The following is an 18542-nucleotide window of genomic DNA, read 5'->3' as shown; positions in this document are numbered from 1 at the left end:
TTATTTAATCAAATAATACGGAGGTTTTTCATTTTTTAATTAATCATTTTTATAAAAATTTTTAATCTGAGGGTTTTTAATGTCTTTAGGATATTTGATAGTTCTCTTAAAACTAACTAAATATGAAAATAAATCTTAAGGTTTTGTGTCTTCCACTTTGTGTGGCACTATTTTATAATTGCAGTAGCGATGATAAACCAGGAGCTGAAAACCCAGGTGCCGAAACAACTGCACCAGCTTGTCAGCCAGCTGTTGAATCGGCAAATCAATATACTACTTTTTATAAACCAACTACCGGTTGGGTAGGAGATCCTATGCCATTTTATGAAAACGGAAAATTCCATATTTTCTATTTGTATGATGCCAGAAACACCTTGCCTACGTTTCATCCTTGGTATAAAGTAACTACAACTGATTTTGCTTCATTTGCAGACAATAGCGAAATGATTCCTACAGGAACTGCGAATCAGCAGGATGGAGCATTGGGTACAGGATCCGTTTTTAAATTGAATGGAATTTATTACGCTTTCTATACAGGTCATAACGGAGTTCTTGATCCTAAAGAAAAAATTATGCTTGCAACGTCTACGGATTTAAAAAATTGGACCAAAGATCCTTCCTTTTTATTGCAGGCTTCTTGGGGATACGATCGTAATGAATTTAGAGATCCAATTATTATAAAAGATAAAATTTCGGGAACTTATAAAATGTTGATTGCAACACGTTCTGAGGTTGGTTTAGTTTCTAATAGTAATGTGCCATGGCGAGCAGTAATCGCTCAATACAGTTCTTCCAACTTGAGAGATTGGACTTTGGAAAAGCCGTTTTATGAGGATACAACTACCTTTTTAACTGAATGCCCTGATGTGTTCACGATGGGTGATTATCAGTATTTGATTTACTCAAGTATTGATGATAGAATGGTACACTATAAATACCGTCCATTAACATCAAATACTTGGATTACTCCTATAAATAATAAGTTAGATGGTATTGCCTTTTATGCTGGAAAAACAGTTACAGACGGTACCAATCGATATATAACAGGATGGTGTCCTACGAAAAATAAAGATATTGATTCTAATAAATTTGATTGGGCAGGATCACTCGTAGTGCACCGTCTTATTCAGCATGCTGATGGAACTTTTGGTGTATCTATCCCTGAGGGTGTAAATAACAAATTTATTATTAATAAACTATTGAATCCAGTAATAGATTTTGGTTCTGTTAAACAAGGTGGGACCTATACGTTGAAAGCTAATGGCACTGAAAAAGCATTTTCAGTGTTTGACAGAGAAACTGGAGCATTTAAAATTAAAACACATATAAAAGCGACATCATCCACTCAATTTGGTTTTGAATTAGGAGCCTGTGGAACACGAAATGAAGTATTTGCCATTGTATTCGATTTAGCCAAAAATCAATTAAGATTAGATAAGGTTATAAAAAATGCGTCCTCCTTAAATCTAACACAGCTTCCGCTAAATGTCCCGGCAAATAAAGAGTTTGATATTACAATCATTTCTGAAAATTCTGTATGTGTGATATATATTAATGACGAAATCGCTTTTACAAACCGTATCTATAAAATGAATCAGAATCCGTGGGCTATTTTTGCTGATAATGGTGAAGTCACTTTTTCAGACTTAAAAATTTTTAAATAAAGCGAGTATAGAAAAGGATGACTTTAATCTTTATTATAACGTTAGTTTTTATAAAGGTTCAGGTTTAGTAATTAAAATTAATTCTGTTCATTTTTTACTTTCTTACCTGCGAAATCTTAAAATCAAAACCATCAAAATCTAATTTTGATGGTTTTTTTATGGCTTTATTTCAATGCAATATTTCTGCTGCTTTCCGCACCGGATGTAACTATTGAGAATCTGGGATCGAATGCCTTTTGCTTAATAAAACGGAGCATAAGATTCATTGGGAATTGTTTTAATATAGGTTTTCTTATTCTTGTTGCAATTCCAATACGCAGATATAAAAACATTACTGAATCTTGAGTTCACATTGCATTTCATCTGTGTAATTTTTCTTAAAAGCTTAAGAATACTTCATAATGTAGAATTGCTTAATAAATTCATTTTTTTTATCGATTATTTTTAAACTTCCTGTAAAAATAAATTTAAAATTTTATTAATCGAATAAAATTTATCAAGTGACTTTTTTTTATTCCTGAATATCTATTTTTTTAAAAAAATACGTGTAACATGATTGTAACATGTGTAACATAATCGAACTACAACGAAGTAGTTATTTGTTTATTTTAATATGTAACTATATGATAATGAGTATTTTGTTATTAGTTCGTTATTGTGAAACAGTATTAAATGAAATTGTAACATCCTCAAAATAAAATCGAAATTTATGCGGATATCTTAGCAATCTAATTTAATATTTTTTGATAATGAAAAAAATTGTTGTTTGGGCTTTGATTGCGTCATTAGCAGGCTTCCTATTTGGTTTCGATACTGTTGTTATTTCTGGAGCAGATAAAAAGCTTCAAGTTCTTTGGAATTCTTCGGATGCATTTCACGGGACAGTTGTTATGGGAATGGCATTATGGGGAACTGTACTTGGGGCAATATTTGGAGGGATTCCCACTAATAAGATAGGAAGAAAAAATACCTTATTGTGGATAGGGATTTTATTTTTGTTTTCTGCAATTGGATCTGCATTTGCAAATAGTCCATTTGTGTTTGCCGCATTTAGATTTATTGGAGGTTTGGGTGTTGGAGCATCGACCATTGCAGCACCTGCATATATATCAGAAATTGCTCCTGCAAAAGATAGAGGCAAGTTGGTTGCTTTTTATCAATTCAATATTGTTTTAGGGATTCTTATGGCTTTTTTATCTAATTATCTTTTAAATGATGTAGGTGAAAATTCTTGGAGATGGATGATGGGAGTACAAGCAATTCCATCTGTAATTTATCTTTTATTAATGATTTTGATTCCTGAAAGCCCAAGATGGTTATTATCTAAATTCAAGAATGACGAAGCTAAAAAAGTTTTGCAATTAATGGGGCAAGAAGCTGACTATGAAAAAATAAAAGAAGAGTTAGATAAAGACAATAATGATGCTTCTAAAGCTAACGATACTATATTTTTAAAGAAATACAGAACCCCTTTGGTATTGGCTTTTTTAATGGCTTTTTTCAATCAATTATCTGGGATTAATGCTTTTTTATATTATTCCAGTAGAATATTTCAGGAAGCGGGTCTTGGAGAAAGTACTGCGTTACTAAGTAGTATTGGAATAGGAGTTGTGAATTTAATTTTTACACTATTGGGAGTTTTCTTAATCGATAAATTAGGGCGTAAAGTATTAATGTACATCGGTTCTGTAGGATATATTATATCACTTTCACTTGTTGCAATGGCTTTCTTTTTTCATTGGGAAGGAATAGCTGTTCCAGTTTTCTTATTCTTATTCATTGCTGCACATGCAATAGGTCAAGGTGCTGTAATTTGGGTTTTTATTTCAGAAATTTTCCCAAATCATCTTAGAGCATCAGGACAATCCTTTGGTAGTACTACGCATTGGGTTTTAGCAGCTATTATTCCATCATTAATTCCGTATCTATTTTCTACAGTAGGACCTGGTGTAGTATTTCTGTTTTTTGCAGTAATGATGGTTTTTCAACTCTTGTTTGTCGCTTTTATGATGCCAGAAACAAAAGGAATTTCATTGGAAGAATTAAGTAAAAAATTAATTAAATAAATAATAGTTATGAAGACAATAATTAAAAAAGAATTTTTCAGGATTATGTGTTTCATCATAGGTGCAGTAGTTTTAGTTGGATGTAAGCAATCTTTATTTGAAGAAAAGAAGAGCTATACAGAATCAGAATTATACAGACCAAATTTTCATTTTACTCCTAAAAAAGGATGGATGAATGACCCAAATGGGATGTTTTATTATAATGGATATTACCACCTTTTTTACCAGTATTATCCAGATTCAAATGTTTGGGGACCTATGCATTGGGGTCACGCTATCAGTACTGATCTTATAACATGGGTTGAAAAACCCATCGCACTTTATCCAGATGAAAAAGGATATATTTTTTCAGGAAGTGCAGTGGTTGATGTGAAAAATACTTCAGGATTTGGGAGCTTAAAAAATCCTCCAATGGTTGCGATGTTTACGTATCATGATATGAAAAAAGAAAAAGCTGGTGAGATCAATTATCAGTCACAAGGTATTGCCTATTCCTTAAATGAAGGGTTGACTTGGACGAAATATGAAGCGAATCCAATCATTGAAAATCCAAATATCAAAGATTTTAGAGATCCTAAAATGACTTGGGATGCCATTCATCAACAGTGGATTATGATACTTGCTGCAGGAGATAAAACAATGCTTTACGGTTCTAAAAATTTAAAAGAATGGGCAATGCTTTCAGAATTCGGGAAAGAGATTGGAGCTCATGGGGGTGTTTGGGAATGCCCTGATTTTTTCCCTATGCTAGTTGAGGGAACTGATGATTATAAATGGGTAATGTTATCAAGCATTAATCCTGGAGGGCCTAATGGCGGTTCAGCTACACAATACTTCGTAGGTGATTTTGATGGAAAAAAATTCACTATTGATGAAACTTTTTCAAAAGATGTAAAGCAACAAAAAGGGCTTTGGATTGACTACGGAAGAGATAATTATGCAGGCGTTACTTGGGCTAATATTTCTGAGGTTGATGGTAGAAAATTGTTTATAGGGTGGATGTCAAATTGGGATTATGCACAAAAAGTACCAACTGAAACATGGAGAAGCAGTATGACTATACCTAGAGAATTAGTACTTGTTAAAGATGGTGGTCACTATATTATTTCTTCTAAACCCGTAAAAGAATTAAAAAATTATATTGCTAAAACTATTAAAAAAGAATCTCTTAAAATAGATAAGGAAACAGTTTTGGCAGATAAGACATTAGTCGATTTATCAAAACTAGATATTCATTTTTCATTAAAAAATCTTAAAAAGGATGTTTACACCTTTTCGTTATCAAATGATGCTAAGAATACAATTCAATTTGGAATCAATAAAAAGGAGAATTACTTTTTTATTGATAGATCAAAATCTGGAAAATTAGCTTTTTCTAATCTTTTCGCAAAAAACATTTCAAAGGCTCCTTTTAAGGGTGACTTTGATAAAATGGATGTAAGGATAATCGTTGATAAAACCTCAATTGAAATTTTTTATAACAATGGAAAAACAGTTATGACTGAAATATTTTTCCCGGATAAACCTATGGAATATTTTTCAGTTTCTAAAGCCAACACGGACTATACCATTGAAAACTTAATTATTAACCAACTAAATTTTAACTAAACTAACTAAATTATGAAACACAAAATTATTCTTTACTTAATCCTGATGGGGTCGTTTTTTTCTGTATCGGCCCAAAACATAGGTGTCAAAGGAGTGGTAACTTCCTCCGAAGACGGAATGTCTCTTCCTGGTGCATCAGTACTGGTTTCTGGAACTAAAGTCGGAACAACTACGGATCTTGACGGTCAGTTTTCAATTAACAATATAGACAAAAATGCAACCTTAGTATTCAGTTTTACGGGATATGAATCTCAGTCTGTTAAACTTAATGGACAAACTATTTTAAATATTGCTTTGAAAGCAGAATCCTTAAAACTACAAGAGGTTGTTGTAACGGGTTACGGTAAAGAGAAAAAAGCCGATTTAACCGGTGCCGTTACGGTAGTTGAACTGAAACCTATTACTGGGCAAACCATGAGTTCTGGAAATGCTATGCAAGCTTTGCAAGGAAGAGTTGCCGGTTTGAATATAGAGAAATCAGGAGATCCAAGTGGGGCAAATAGTAGAATATTAATTAGAGGGGTAAGTACACTTGGTAATACAGATCCATTGTATGTTATCGATGGGGTTCCTACAACTAGACCTGAGGTTTTTGCTAGTTTGAGTCCTAGTGCTATTGCATCTATTCAAGTCTTAAAAGATGCATCGGCTTCCTCTATTTATGGTTCTAGAGCTGCCAATGGGGTAATCATTGTTACCACCAAAAATGCTGCAAAAGGGGGTGTGACTAAAGTATCATATAGTACTAACGTTTCTGTACTTTCCGAGAAAAAACAACGATACAAAATGCTTAATGCTCTAGATAGAGGAAAAGTGTTATGGCAAGCCTCTGTTAACGATGGAGCAAGTCCGTCTGGCGGATATGGTGAAATCTATGATTTTGATTGGAATAATGATTTCAGTAATCCAATATTGAATAGTGTAAGTGTAAAACCATATGTAGGTGGAGATACTAATGTTCCTTCAGGAGATACTGATTGGCAGAATACTGTATACCAAACAGGACTTCTTATCAATAATGATTTATCTGTATCTGGTGGATCTGATAAAGCAAATGCAGTATTGAATATGGGATATTTAGATAATTCTGGGATGCTAAAATTTACTAATTATGAGAGATATTCTGCAAGACTTAATGCCAATTTCAAGTTGTTTAACGATAAGGTAAGATTTGGTGTGAATTCTCAATTTACACAATCAAGCGAAAGAAATGCCGCTAATGACGTTGGAGGCGCTCCAACACCAGGTTTAGCTATAACTCTTGCCCCAACGATTCCAGTTTACACTGCATCTGGCGAATATGCTGGCCCATTGGGTTCTGGTTATTCAGATAGAAACAACCCTTTACTAATGCAATATTTGAACAGATGGGATAATAGCAAAAAAATGGCTTTGTACGGTAATGTTTTTACTGAAATTGACATTTTGAAAGGGTTAACGTTTAGAAACAGTATTGGTATGGATTTTAATGATTTCAGTAGAAAAGACATTGAACCAATCGTAAAAAATGGATTTGTTAATAGAGGTAATAATAGTTTAGCTTTTGATACCAATAAATATTCTAGTTTAACAATTTCAAATACTTTAAATTATAACCTTAATGTAGGTGAGCATAAATTTGGAATCCTAATAGGAACTGAATCAACCAAAACGGATTTGAATACGTTGTATGCTCGTGCTGAGGGATTTGCGGTTGAATCAGAATCTTATTTTACACTATCTGCAGCTACTGGGGCTAGAACAAACAATGGAATTTCAACTGGTAGTAGATTACTTTCTCAGTTTGGTAAATTTAATTATTCGTTTTCTGACCGATATTTAGCTTCATTCACTATTCGTAGAGATGGTTCATCAAGATTTGGTCAAGACAATAGATACGGTATTTTTCCAGCTCTTACTGCAGGATGGAGGATAAATAATGAAGAATTCTTTCAAAATGTAAAAGCAGTTTCAAACTTGAAACTACGTGCTGCTTATGGAGAAGTAGGAAATCAATCTATTGGTGATAATGCTCGTTTTGGTTTATATGAAGCGAGATACGGACCAAATCAAAATGTTTATAATCCAGATTTTTTCAACATTTATTATAACGTAGGTACTGCTTATGATTTGAATGGAGCTAATACCGGAAACTTGCCTTCAGGATTTGTGTCTATACAAGCAGCGAATTCAGGATTAAAATGGGAAACTACCAAAGAGGTTAACGTAGGTTTGGATTTTGGTTTTTTCGGAGATAAATTATCAGGTTCATTTGATTATTTCTCAAGAAAGACAGAGGGAATTTTGATTAAACCACCAGTTGCATCAACTGTTGGAGAAGGACAGCAACGTTTTGTAAATGGTGCTTCGACTGCAAATAAAGGTTGGGAACTTACAGTAGGATATGCAGATAAATTAGATAATGGATTGTCTTTTAATGTTACTACAAATTTTGGTGCGACTAAAAATAAAATCACAGATTTGCCCGAAGTGGTAAGAGCAGCGTATCCAGGAACTGCAGCTAATTCGATAATTGGTCATTCACAGTTTGAAGTTTTTGGATTTAAAACCGATGGATTATTCCAAAGTCAAATTGAAATTAATGAATCTCCAACTCAAGTAGGTGCTAGGCTGGGAGGTATCAAATTTGTAGACATCAACGGTGATGGTGTTATAAATTCAGATGACAGAACTTTTATTGGTTCAACACTTCCAAAATTAGAATACGGTATTAATATTAGTTTAGCGTATAAAAATATTGATTTTGCCATTTTTGGTTCTGGCGTAGCTGGGAGAGTTGGGGTTGATCCTTATGTTTTTTGGAATAATTTTGTTCAAGGAAGAGATAATGCAGGACCAGGAACATTGAATGCTTGGACACCAACAAATACAAATACTGAGGTACCATCTCTTTCATTAGCAAAAAATGATACACAGATGTCAGATTATATCTTAAGAAATAATTCCTATTTCAAACTTAGAAACGTACAAATTGGATATTCATTTGCAGACAAATTAGTTGAAAAAACAGGATTCATTACTAGTTGTAGAGTCTATGCGCAAGGGGAAAATCTATTTTGGATTACACCAAAGGGATATATAGGACAGGACCCAGAGAGAACAGATGTTAATAGAATACCAGTACCAACTACTTACTCATTAGGTATAAACTTTAATTTTTAATTAATTATCATGAAGAAATATAATAATATAGTTATCATTTGTTTGTCAATTTTATTCTTGACATCATGTAGCTCCGATTTTTTAGATTATGAACCAACAGGTGTGTTGTCTTCTGGAAATGTGGCGACTGCTGCAAATGCAGAAGCACTTGTAAATGCGGCCTATGCTGCAATTGGGAATGACGAAATGGTAGGCCCAATAACAAACCAATGGGTTTATGGAAGTGTTCGATCTGATGATGCTTATAAAGGTGGAGGTGGTCGTGGCGATGTTGATGTAATTGACCGATACGAACAATACAACACTACCATTGCAGATTATGGTGACTGGATGTTACCAAGAACTTGGACAAATCATTATAAAGCTATTTCTAGAGCTAATTTTGCATTGTCGGTTATTAATGCAATTCCAGATGCGGATTATCCATTAAAAAAAGTGAGACAAGCAGAATTGCGTTTTTTAAGAGCGCATTCTCATTTTATGCTAAAGTTATTGTTTAATAAAGTTCCTTATATCACAGAAGATCTTTCGCAGGAACAAATTTTAAAAACATCAAATGATTTATCAAGTGATGCTTTATGGGACAAAATAGCAGCTGATTTGCTCTTTGCATTTGATAATTTACAACAGAGCCAGGATCAGGTAGGTAGAGCAGATAAAAATGCTGCAGCTGCTTACTTAGCAAAACTAAGTTTATATCAAGCATATAAGCAAAATGATGCGCATCAAGTAACTAGTATAGATGCAGCAAAATTACAAAAAGTAATAGATTATGCTGATAAAGTGACAGGAAGTTTAGAGCCTGACTTTGGAAATAATTTTTTAGATGGTCATGATAATGGTTCAGAATCTATTTGGGCTGTTCAGTTTTCTATTAATGATGGTACAAACACTGGAAGAGTAAGTTTTGTTACAGGGTTAAATTCTCCTCACGGAACTCCTCTTTATGGATGTTGTGGTTTTCACTTGGCTAGCCAAAATATGGTAAATGCATTTAGAACTGATGCTAATGGCTTACCATTATTAGACACTTTCAATAATTCAGATATTTTTAATACAATTACTAATGGTGATGCTCCACTAGCAGCCGGAGTTACTTTAGACCCAAGAATTGACCATACTGTTGGTGTTCCAGGAAGACCATTTAAATATAAAAACACTTTGAAAACTTCAGGAGATATGGTCTACAAATTGAGTTGGGCTAGAGATCCAGGAGTTTATGGATACTTTGGTAATATGAAAGAGCAGCAATCTCCAGACTGTTCCTGTTATGTGAAAAATGGACCATTTATAGGTACTTCAAAAAATGTTGATTTTATCAGATATGCAGATGTGTTATTATTTAAAGCGGAGGCTTTAATACAATTAAACAGATATACTGAAGCACTACCAATAATTAATCAAGTTAGAGCTAGAGCTGCAGCCAGTAAAGCAATGCCATTGGCAGCAGGAGCTTCAGATGTTTATAAAATTGCTCAATACCCTTCTTTTTCTTCAAAAGATTATGCTATGAAAGCACTAATGTTTGAAAGACGATTGGAGTTTGGAATGGAAGGCCCTCGATTTTTTGATCTTGTAAGATGGGGTATAGCTGAGCCAGTTTTAAATGCTTACCTTAATGTTGAGAAAACTAAAAGAGATTTTCTTTCTAATGCTAAGTTTACTGCCGGTAGAGATGAATATTATCCGATACCTCAAAGAGAGATTGATTTTACAGGAGGTTTATACAAACAAAATCCTGGATATTAATTGAAAGGATTATAGTTTTTGAGTTAGTTTGGTAATTCCAGAAGAAATTAATTAAAAAAATTTCTTCTGGATACCTAAGGATTAATCATATTCATATAATTATCAAAAGAAGTTATGAAATCTAAAAATGAAATTAAATTTTTATCTCAGTTCTTCTGTTAAGCCTTTTATTGAGGTAAGCAGTTGTCAAACGAATGATGATTTACTAACTATAAAATAACAACTAAAATAAGAAAATCATGATTAAAATTATTAAAAGAATATCGATGTTTTTAGTGTTCGGCATCTTATTAACACTAACTTCATCATGTGATGATATAGATTGGGGCGCAGTAATGCCAACTATTGCTCAAAAAGTAAGCGGATTAAGTGTTGCTTTAAAAGGTGACGATGCTGTTTTAACTTGGACAAATCCCTCAAATGTAAGTGGCATAGTTGTAATTCATACCGATGGTGTTGCAAACATTGAAAGTGCGGCAACAACATTTAGCTATGGCATTATTGATGTAAATAAGGATTATACATTTACAGTAAAAACAAAAGATGCTGATGGTAATCTTTCTTTAGGTGAAACTGTTAGTTTACGCAGGGAAGGTCCAGAAGCTGTTCGCAACTTTAAGGCCGAACAAAATGGTAGAGACGTTATTCTTACATGGGATCTGATAGAAACTGGTTTAAAAAGTATAAAGCTACAAATTAATGATCAAGTGGTAAATTTACCTGGAAATGCCACATCTTATACTATTACTAATGTTGCTGAAGGAAATTATACTTTTAAGATTAACACTTTTAACACTGCTAATGTCATTTCACCTTCTAGAATTATTAAATATCTTGTGAGTTTTAATATTAGAAAAATAGCATTTTTAGGTGCTGCTGCAGAAAACACACCAGCTGCATGGAATGCCTGCAATGGAGGAGATTTTACAGTAGATGACGATGAAACTGCGGCAGCATGGTTTCCAAATATTGCAGGGCCATTAACAGAAGTTAGCTATCATTCGTTTACTGATGTAGCAAATGGTGTAGTAGATTTAAGTACTTATGATGCCATTTGGATTCAGTATGATGGAGGCTGGTGGGGAGATAGAGTAGCCCAATTCCCTAAAAATGGTGCTAACTGTATAATTGGCGAGGGACCTGCAGATGGTCCTGCGTGTTCAGATTTAGCCGATAAATTAATTAATAAAGTTAAAACCTATTATCAAGCAGATGGAAATATACTTGTAAGCAATTTTGCTGTATTTATTTTAGATGATATTGGTGTAGTGGATGGTAATGGAGTTCCTAATCAAGCTTGGGGTGGTTTAGGATATGAAGACGGGTTAACAGGTGGTGCTTGGGGTGGTAGTTGGACAGCAGATACTTCTAGTCCTTACTTTGCAGGTGTATCTTCAAGTACAGGTGGTTGTATTGGTACAAATTTTGAGACTTTAGCCGCTGGTACTCAAAAAAAGAATAGAGTTGCTCAATATAATATGGATTTTGGTCCATGGAAAGCCGCGACATTGAATGAAACAAGGTCAAATTTTGAAGCTGCTGTAGGTGGTAAAATTCTTTGGGGTAACTGTGGAGGTAACGAAGTTTGGGGTGTAGAATGGCCATCAAAAGGAACAACTGGTACTGTAGTTTGCGCGATAGGAGGAACTTGGGACTGGGAAGTAGGAGGTAAGCCTAATGGTAATAACATGAAGATAATTACTAAAAATATTTTAACCCATTTAGCAGATTTAGGTCTTGCAAACTAATAACATATTTAATGGCAGTGTATTCTAATACACTGCCATTGTTAAAATTATTTAATAGCAATATTTTTAAAAAAAGAAAAAATCACTCATGAAATATAAAGTTATAAAAGTGAGAACTTAACAATTCGTAATTAATAACTTTTGTTTGTTACGATAAATAAATATTAGAAAGCTATAGATAATAGTATTTCTAATGACATGATTGCGAGTTTTAATAATGTGTTTAATAAATAAATTTGTTTTAAGTAGTGTTTAAATTAAATTGAGGGTAGACTTTTGTTTATCCTCAATTTTTAAATTTTATAATTATGAATACAAAATACACTTTAAGTGCTGTATGTTTTGGGGAAGTTTTATGGGATATTTTCCCAAAACATAAAAAAATTGGAGGAGCTCCATTGAATGTGGCTTTACGCATGAATTCCCTTGGGGTAGAAACGGCAATGATAAGTCGTGTAGGTGAGGATGAAAACGGAGAAGATATTTTATCTTTTTTGAGCAGTCAAGAAATCACTACTGATTTAATTCAAGTAACTAAAGAATATAAAACGGGCGCAGTAAACGTAATGATAAACGAAAAGGGAAATGCTTCCTATGATATATTATATCCTTCTGCTTGGGATAAAATTTTAGAAACTGAAATAATGAATAAAGTGATTTCTGAAGCAGATGTTTTTGTGTTTGGAAGTTTGATATGCAGAGACGAAGTGTCTAGAATCACTTTATTAAATCTTTTGGACAAAGCTAAATATAAGGTTTTGGATGCGAATTTAAGAGCTCCATACTATACAACAGAGATATTAAATAATCTGATGCAAAAAGCTGATTTTATTAAGTTGAATGATGAAGAATTGCGCGAAATAAGTAGAGAATTGGGGTCCCCATATAATTCATTTGAACAAAATATTAAATTCATTGCTGAGAAAACAAATACAAAACAGGTTTGTGTAACTAAAGGAGAATTTGGTGCGGTTTTATATTATAATGATAAATTTTATTACAATAGTGGTTATTTTGTAAAAGTAGTAGATACAGTAGGTGCAGGAGATTCTTTTTTAGCTTCTCTTCTTATTCGACTACTTAGAGGGAAATCACCACAAAAGGCATTAAATTATGCCTGTGCGGTAGGAGCATTAGTAGCAGGTCAAGAAGGTGCTAATCCTATGATTAGTGAAAAGGATATTAAAAAATTTATGATGATTTAATATAATACTACTCATGAGCTAAATGAGAAAGTCCCAATTAAGGGACTTTTTGCTTTTATATAGTTGTCAATTTTTTCAAATCAGCGATAGTTGCAATAGGATCAGTAGCTTTAAAAACATAGCTTCCAGCTACAAGAACATCTGCTCCAGCTTCCACTAATTGTTTGGCGTTTTTATTGGTAACACCACCATCAACTTCAATGATAGTAGTTGCGCCTTTTTTAGTGATTAAAGCTTTTAGTTTTTCAATTTTAGCATACGTGTTTTCGATAAAAGATTGTCCTCCAAAACCTGGATTCACACTCATAATACAAACTAAATCAATGTCATTGATTACATCTTCCAGTAAGTCAATATTAGTGTGTGGATTGATAGCAACTCCAGCTTTCATTCCTTCCGCTTTGATAGCTTGTAGCGTTCTGTGAAGGTGCGTGCAAGCTTCATAGTGTACACTTAGAATATTAGCACCTAATTCAGCGAAAGTTTTAATGTAACGGTCTGGATCCACAATCATCAAGTGAACGTCAATTGTTTTTTTTGCATGGCGGTTGATGGCTTCCAGAACTGGCATTCCATAAGAAATGTTTGGTACAAAAACCCCATCCATGATGTCAATATGAAACCAATCGGCTTCACTGTTGTTGATCATTTCGATGTCGCGTTGCAGGTTTCCAAAATCGGCAGCAAGCACTGATGGTGCAATAAGTGTATTCTTCATTGTGTAGTTGTTATGTAGAGATGAACTGCAGTACATCTTTACAGTTTGTGTTGTTTGTGCAAAAGTAGTTTTTTTGCAGCAATTGGCGAAAGTTTTTTTTGTAGATACGACTAGCGAATTGTCCTTACATCGCGAAAGGGATAGAGGCGGTATCCTCGTAGCGTAGCGGAGAGATATAGACGAAAGCCCGACCCGAAGTTTTTACGGAGGGTTACGCCCAAATCATTATAAAAAGGGAATAGCTTCAAGGGAATCTGAAATGAATTTATATTAAAAAATAAAACTCCGGTAATCAGCCGGAGTTTCAATCATCAATCAAAAAACGAACAGTTAATCAGACCGTCGTTACTTATTAGTCGAAAGCTGAAAGTCAAAAATCATACTGTTGTTGGACGATATGATTTTTGACTTTGTAGCATTTGACTGTATTATCCTAAATACGTTTTTAGTATTTTACTTCTTGAAGTGTGTTTTAATCTACGGATTGCTTTTTCCTTGATTTGACGCACACGCTCACGAGTTAGGTCAAAAGTTTCTCCAATTTCCTCTAATGTCATTGGGTGTTGATCGCCAAGACCAAAGTACAAACGTACAACATCAGCCTCTCTTGGAGTCAACGTTTCTAATGAACGCTCGATTTCAGTACGTAATGACTCGTGGATTAATTCTCTGTCTGGATTTGGTGATTCACCTGAACGTAAAACGTCATAAAGGTTAGAATCTTCTCCTTCTACAAGAGGCGCATCCATTGATAAGTGACGACCAGAGTTTTTCATAGACTCTTTTACGTCATTAACTGTCATGTCAAGTTCTTTTGCAATTTCCTCAGCAGATGGTGGGCGCTCGTTAGATTGCTCTAATAAAGCGTACATTTTGTTGATTTTGTTGATAGAACCAATTTTGTTCAAAGGCAAGCGAACGATACGAGATTGTTCCGCCAATGCTTGTAAAATAGATTGACGAATCCACCAAACTGCATACGAGATGAATTTGAAACCACGTGTTTCATCAAAACGTTGTGCTGCTTTTATCAATCCTAAATTTCCTTCGTTAATCAAATCGGGAAGTGTTAACCCTTGATTTTGATATTGTTTTGCTACCGAAACCACGAAACGTAAATTGGCTTTTGTCAATTTCTCTAATGCTTTCTGGTCACCGGCTTTAATCTTTTGTGCTAATTCTACCTCTTCGTCAGCGGTAATAAGGTCAACTTTTCCAATTTCTTGTAAATACTTGTCTAATGAAGCAGTTTCACGATTGGTTACCTGCTTGGTGATTTTTAGTTGTCTCATGTTTTTTTGTCTCCTCAATTTTTAAGTGTACAAATGATTATACGTATGGAGTTACTAAAAAGTTACAATAGTTTCTAAAATAATTTAATTTAAAGCAAAAATTCCGTTTCAAATACATGAAACGGAATTTTTTATAAATAAACCTTTAGTAAACTAAGAATTGATTACTCTTTTTTCTCCTCACGTGGAGGTCTTGGCATTAAGGCTTTTCTAGATACTTTCTCTTTACGAGTTTTAGGATCTAAACCTAAATATTTAATCATGAATACATCACCCATGTTTACTACATCGGCAACATTTTCTGTTCTTTCCCAAGCCAATTCAGAAACGTGAAGTAATACTTCATTTCCTGGAGCGTCAAGGTACTCCACAACTGCACCAAAATCTAGCATTTTGATAACTTTTACTTCGTAAGCTTCTCCCATTTGTGGTTTGAAAGTGATTGACTTAATTTTAGCCAATACTGCTTCAATTCCAGCAGGGTCAGTTCCTAAGATTTCGATAACTCCTTGCTCATCTACTTCGTTGATTACGATAGTTGTTCCAGTAGCTTTTTGTAATTCTTGAATTACTTTTCCACCAGGTCCAATCAAAGCACCAATAAAGTTACCAGGAATTGTTCTTGTAATGATTTTTGGAGCATATGCTTTAACATCCGCTTTTGGCTCAGCTAAAGTTTCGATTAATTTTCCAAGAATATGTAAACGACCGTCACGAGCTTGTGCCAATGCTGCTTCCATAATCTCGTATTTCAAACCGTCTATTTTGATGTCCATTTGGCAAGCTGTAATTCCTACTGAAGTTCCAGTTACTTTAAAGTCCATATCTCCTAAGTGATCTTCATCACCAAGAATATCAGACAATACAGCAAAACGTTCTCCATCAGTAATTAATCCCATTGCAATTCCAGATACTGGACGAATCATTTGAATACCAGCATCCATTAATGATAATGTTCCAGCACAAACTGTAGCCATAGAAGACGAACCGTTAGATTCTAATACTTCAGAAACGACACGAATTGTATAAGGACAATCAGCAGGAATCATGTTCTTTAATGCTCTTTGAGCTAAGTTTCCGTGACCTACTTCTCTTCTTGAAGTTCCTCTTAATGGACGAGCTTCACCAGTTGAGAAAGGAGGGAAGTTATAATGTAAGTAGAATTTCTCTTCACCTTGTTCTGATGGTGAGTCAATTTGGTTTGCTTCTCTAGATGTTCCTAAAGTTGCCGTAGCCAAAGCTTGAGTTTCTCCACGTGTAAACAATGCTGATCCGTGTACAGATGGTAAATAATCTACTTCACACCAGATTGGTCTGATTTCTGTAGTTTTTCTTCCGTCTAAACGTGTTCCTAAATCTAGGGTTACGTTACGAACTGCTTCTTTGTTTGTTTTATAAAAATATTTAGAAACTAAATCGCCATTTTCTGCCAATTCTTCTTCTGTAAATAATGCTTTTACTTCTTCTTTTACTTCTGCAAATGAAGCAGTACGTTCTTGTTTTGAAGAACCTTTACTTGCAATAGCATAAATTTTATCGTAAGATGCTGCTTTTACTTTAGCATAAATAGCCTCATCTTCTTTTTCTCCTTCGTAAGTACGAACTTCTTTTTTTCCAAAAGCAGCTTGCAAACGTAGTTGAGCAGCAATTTGATTTTTAATGTGTTCGTGTGCAAATTTAATTGCTTCTAACATTTCTGCTTCTGAAATTTCTTTCATTTCACCTTCTACCATTGCGATAGAATCCATAGAAGCTCCAATCATCATATCTATATCAGATAATGCTAATTGTGCGCGACTTGGATTGATGATGAATTTACCATCAATTCTTCCAACTCTAGCTTCAGAAATTAAAGTTTCGAAAGGGATGTCAGATAAAGCTAATGCTGCTGAAGCTGCTAAACCTGCTAATGCATCTGGCATTACATCTTCATCATAAGACATTAATTGAATCATCACTTGAACTTCTGCGTGATAATCATCTGGGAAAAGTGGACGCAATACACGGTCTACTAAACGCATTGTTAACACTTCGTTATCGCTTGGACGCGCTTCTCTTTTGAAGAAACCACCAGGAAAACGCCCTGCTGCAGCAAATTTTTCACGATAATCTACCGTAAGTGGTAAAAAGTCGATACCTGGACTTGCTTTTCTTGAAGATACAACTGTTCCTAAAATAACAGTTTTACCTATTCTTACTACTACAGATCCATCCGCTTGTTTGGCTAAACGACCTGTCTCGATTGTGATGTTTCTGCCATCACCTAAATCGATACTTTCTACAAATAATTGTGGAATCATAAATTTAATTTATTAGTTAAACATGGGTTCTAGTTGTGTTGTAGTTGTTGTTTTGCGTAGTTAATGCCTAAAACCCAATGAAAAACCAAACTTTTTTTATTATTGTGTATAAAAACAAAAAGAGGCACTTTCGCACCTCTTTTATATTGATTATTTTCTGATATTCAATACTTTGATAATTTCACGGTATCTGTTGATTTCTGTTTTCTTCAAGTAATCCAACAAAGATCTTCTTTTACCTACAAGCAATACTAATGAACGCTCTGTGTTATAATCGTGACGATTTTTTTTCAAGTGCTCAGTTAAGTGGCTAATTCTGAAAGTGAATAAAGCAATCTGCGCTTCAGCTTTTCCTGTGTTTGTTTTTTCTCCGTGTTGAGCGAAGATTTCTTCTTTAATCTCTTTAGTTAAATACATTCCAATATTTGTTTAATGATTTTTATGTATGTCATATATCTATTATATAACGGGTGCAAAAGTAAAAAATAATTATGAATTATGAATTATGAATTGTGAATTATTTTAAATCAATATATAACTTCGCAATTTCCTGATTAACAAATTCCAAGAATTTTTCATCATCTTCAGTAAAAGGATCTAAGACATGGCTGTCAATATCAATTTGTCCTATATTTTCTCCATTAACAAAAAGTGGTACTACTATTTCTGATTTCACGGTAAAACTACATGCAATATAATTGTCTTGTGCTGCAACGTCGGGAACTACAAAGTTTTCATTAGAAACTGCCACTTGTCCGCAAATTCCTTTTCCAAAAGGGATTACAGTATGATCTGTTTCTGCTCCTACATAAGGTCCTAAGTGCAATGTTTTAGATTCATGATTTGCAAAATAAAATCCAACCCAATTGTAATAGGAAATGGAGTCGCTAAGCAATTGACAGACAGCTAAAAGTTTTTCGTCTCTTGACAAAGTTGTATTTAATGTGATTTCGGTTACTTTTGGTTGTAATTCTTGAAATGTCATATTTTTAATTTTTATTTATGCAAAAGTATTTAAAGCCAGTTTCAA

Annotated in this window: 12 protein-coding genes; 7 read left to right on the top strand and 5 right to left on the bottom strand. The window is 33.9% G+C overall.

The features are described 5' to 3' along the window. Positions 1 to 122 precede the first annotated feature (122 nt). The 7 genes from ACNQF8_RS01395 to ACNQF8_RS01365 all read left to right on the top strand — a co-directional run bounded on the left by ACNQF8_RS01395 (position 123) and on the right by ACNQF8_RS01365 (position 13202). Positions 123 to 1664, top strand: a complete 1542-nt coding sequence (locus tag ACNQF8_RS01395) for a glycoside hydrolase domain-containing protein (protein ID WP_417952769.1) — start codon at positions 123 to 125, stop codon at positions 1662 to 1664. Between the two features lie 749 nt (positions 1665 to 2413). Continuing rightward, entirely contained in the window at positions 2414 to 3730 is a 1317-nt protein-coding gene (locus ACNQF8_RS01390) for a sugar porter family MFS transporter (protein WP_417952768.1), read from the top strand. A gap of 9 nt (positions 3731 to 3739) precedes the next feature. Then, positions 3740 to 5338 carry a glycoside hydrolase family 32 protein gene (locus ACNQF8_RS01385; RefSeq protein WP_417952767.1) on the top strand — a complete coding sequence of 533 codons (1599 nt, stop codon included), beginning with the start codon at positions 3740 to 3742 and terminating at the stop codon, positions 5336 to 5338. Between the two features lie 12 nt (positions 5339 to 5350). Then, a complete protein-coding gene (locus tag ACNQF8_RS01380; protein WP_417952766.1) occupies positions 5351 to 8500 on the top strand; it encodes a SusC/RagA family TonB-linked outer membrane protein in 3150 nt (1049 codons plus the stop codon). Between the two features lie 9 nt (positions 8501 to 8509). Then, entirely contained in the window at positions 8510 to 10249 is a 1740-nt protein-coding gene (locus tag ACNQF8_RS01375) for a RagB/SusD family nutrient uptake outer membrane protein (protein ID WP_417950492.1), read from the top strand. A 239-nt stretch (positions 10250 to 10488) separates the two neighbouring features. Further along, positions 10489 to 11997, top strand: coding sequence for a DUF4960 domain-containing protein (locus ACNQF8_RS01370; protein ID WP_417950491.1), 1509 nt, complete (start codon positions 10489 to 10491; stop codon positions 11995 to 11997). A 308-nt stretch (positions 11998 to 12305) separates the two neighbouring features. Next, entirely contained in the window at positions 12306 to 13202 is an 897-nt protein-coding gene (locus ACNQF8_RS01365) for a carbohydrate kinase family protein (protein ID WP_417952765.1), read from the top strand. Positions 13203 to 13257: 55 nt separating this feature from the next. Here ACNQF8_RS01365 and rpe read toward each other — a convergent pair whose 3' ends face one another. From rpe to ACNQF8_RS01340, 5 genes are all read right to left on the bottom strand, one after another. Continuing rightward, the gene (gene rpe, locus ACNQF8_RS01360) at positions 13258 to 13920 is read right to left on the bottom strand and encodes a ribulose-phosphate 3-epimerase (protein ID WP_417950489.1); all 663 of its coding nucleotides are present in this window, start codon (positions 13918 to 13920) and stop codon (positions 13258 to 13260) included. A 428-nt stretch (positions 13921 to 14348) separates the two neighbouring features. Further along, positions 14349 to 15212 carry a sigma-70 family RNA polymerase sigma factor gene (locus ACNQF8_RS01355; RefSeq protein WP_007137700.1) on the bottom strand — a complete coding sequence of 288 codons (864 nt, stop codon included), beginning with the start codon at positions 15210 to 15212 and terminating at the stop codon, positions 14349 to 14351. A gap of 164 nt (positions 15213 to 15376) precedes the next feature. Beyond that, entirely contained in the window at positions 15377 to 17512 is a 2136-nt protein-coding gene (locus ACNQF8_RS01350) for a polyribonucleotide nucleotidyltransferase (protein WP_417950488.1), read from the bottom strand. A 150-nt stretch (positions 17513 to 17662) separates the two neighbouring features. Then, positions 17663 to 17929 (bottom strand): 30S ribosomal protein S15, encoded by a 267-nt coding sequence (gene rpsO, locus ACNQF8_RS01345; RefSeq protein WP_113634840.1) that lies wholly within the window; start codon positions 17927 to 17929, stop codon positions 17663 to 17665. A gap of 100 nt (positions 17930 to 18029) precedes the next feature. Further along, the gene (locus ACNQF8_RS01340) at positions 18030 to 18497 is read right to left on the bottom strand and encodes a GAF domain-containing protein (protein WP_417950487.1); all 468 of its coding nucleotides are present in this window, start codon (positions 18495 to 18497) and stop codon (positions 18030 to 18032) included. Positions 18498 to 18542 lie beyond the last annotated feature (45 nt).

Origin of the sequence: Flavobacterium labens (assembly GCF_048286755.1) — a bacterium.
Taxonomy (GTDB): Bacteria; Bacteroidota; Bacteroidia; order Flavobacteriales; family Flavobacteriaceae; genus Flavobacterium.
Note: the sequence above shows the minus strand (reverse complement) of the source record. Positions and strands in the feature narration are given on the sequence as shown.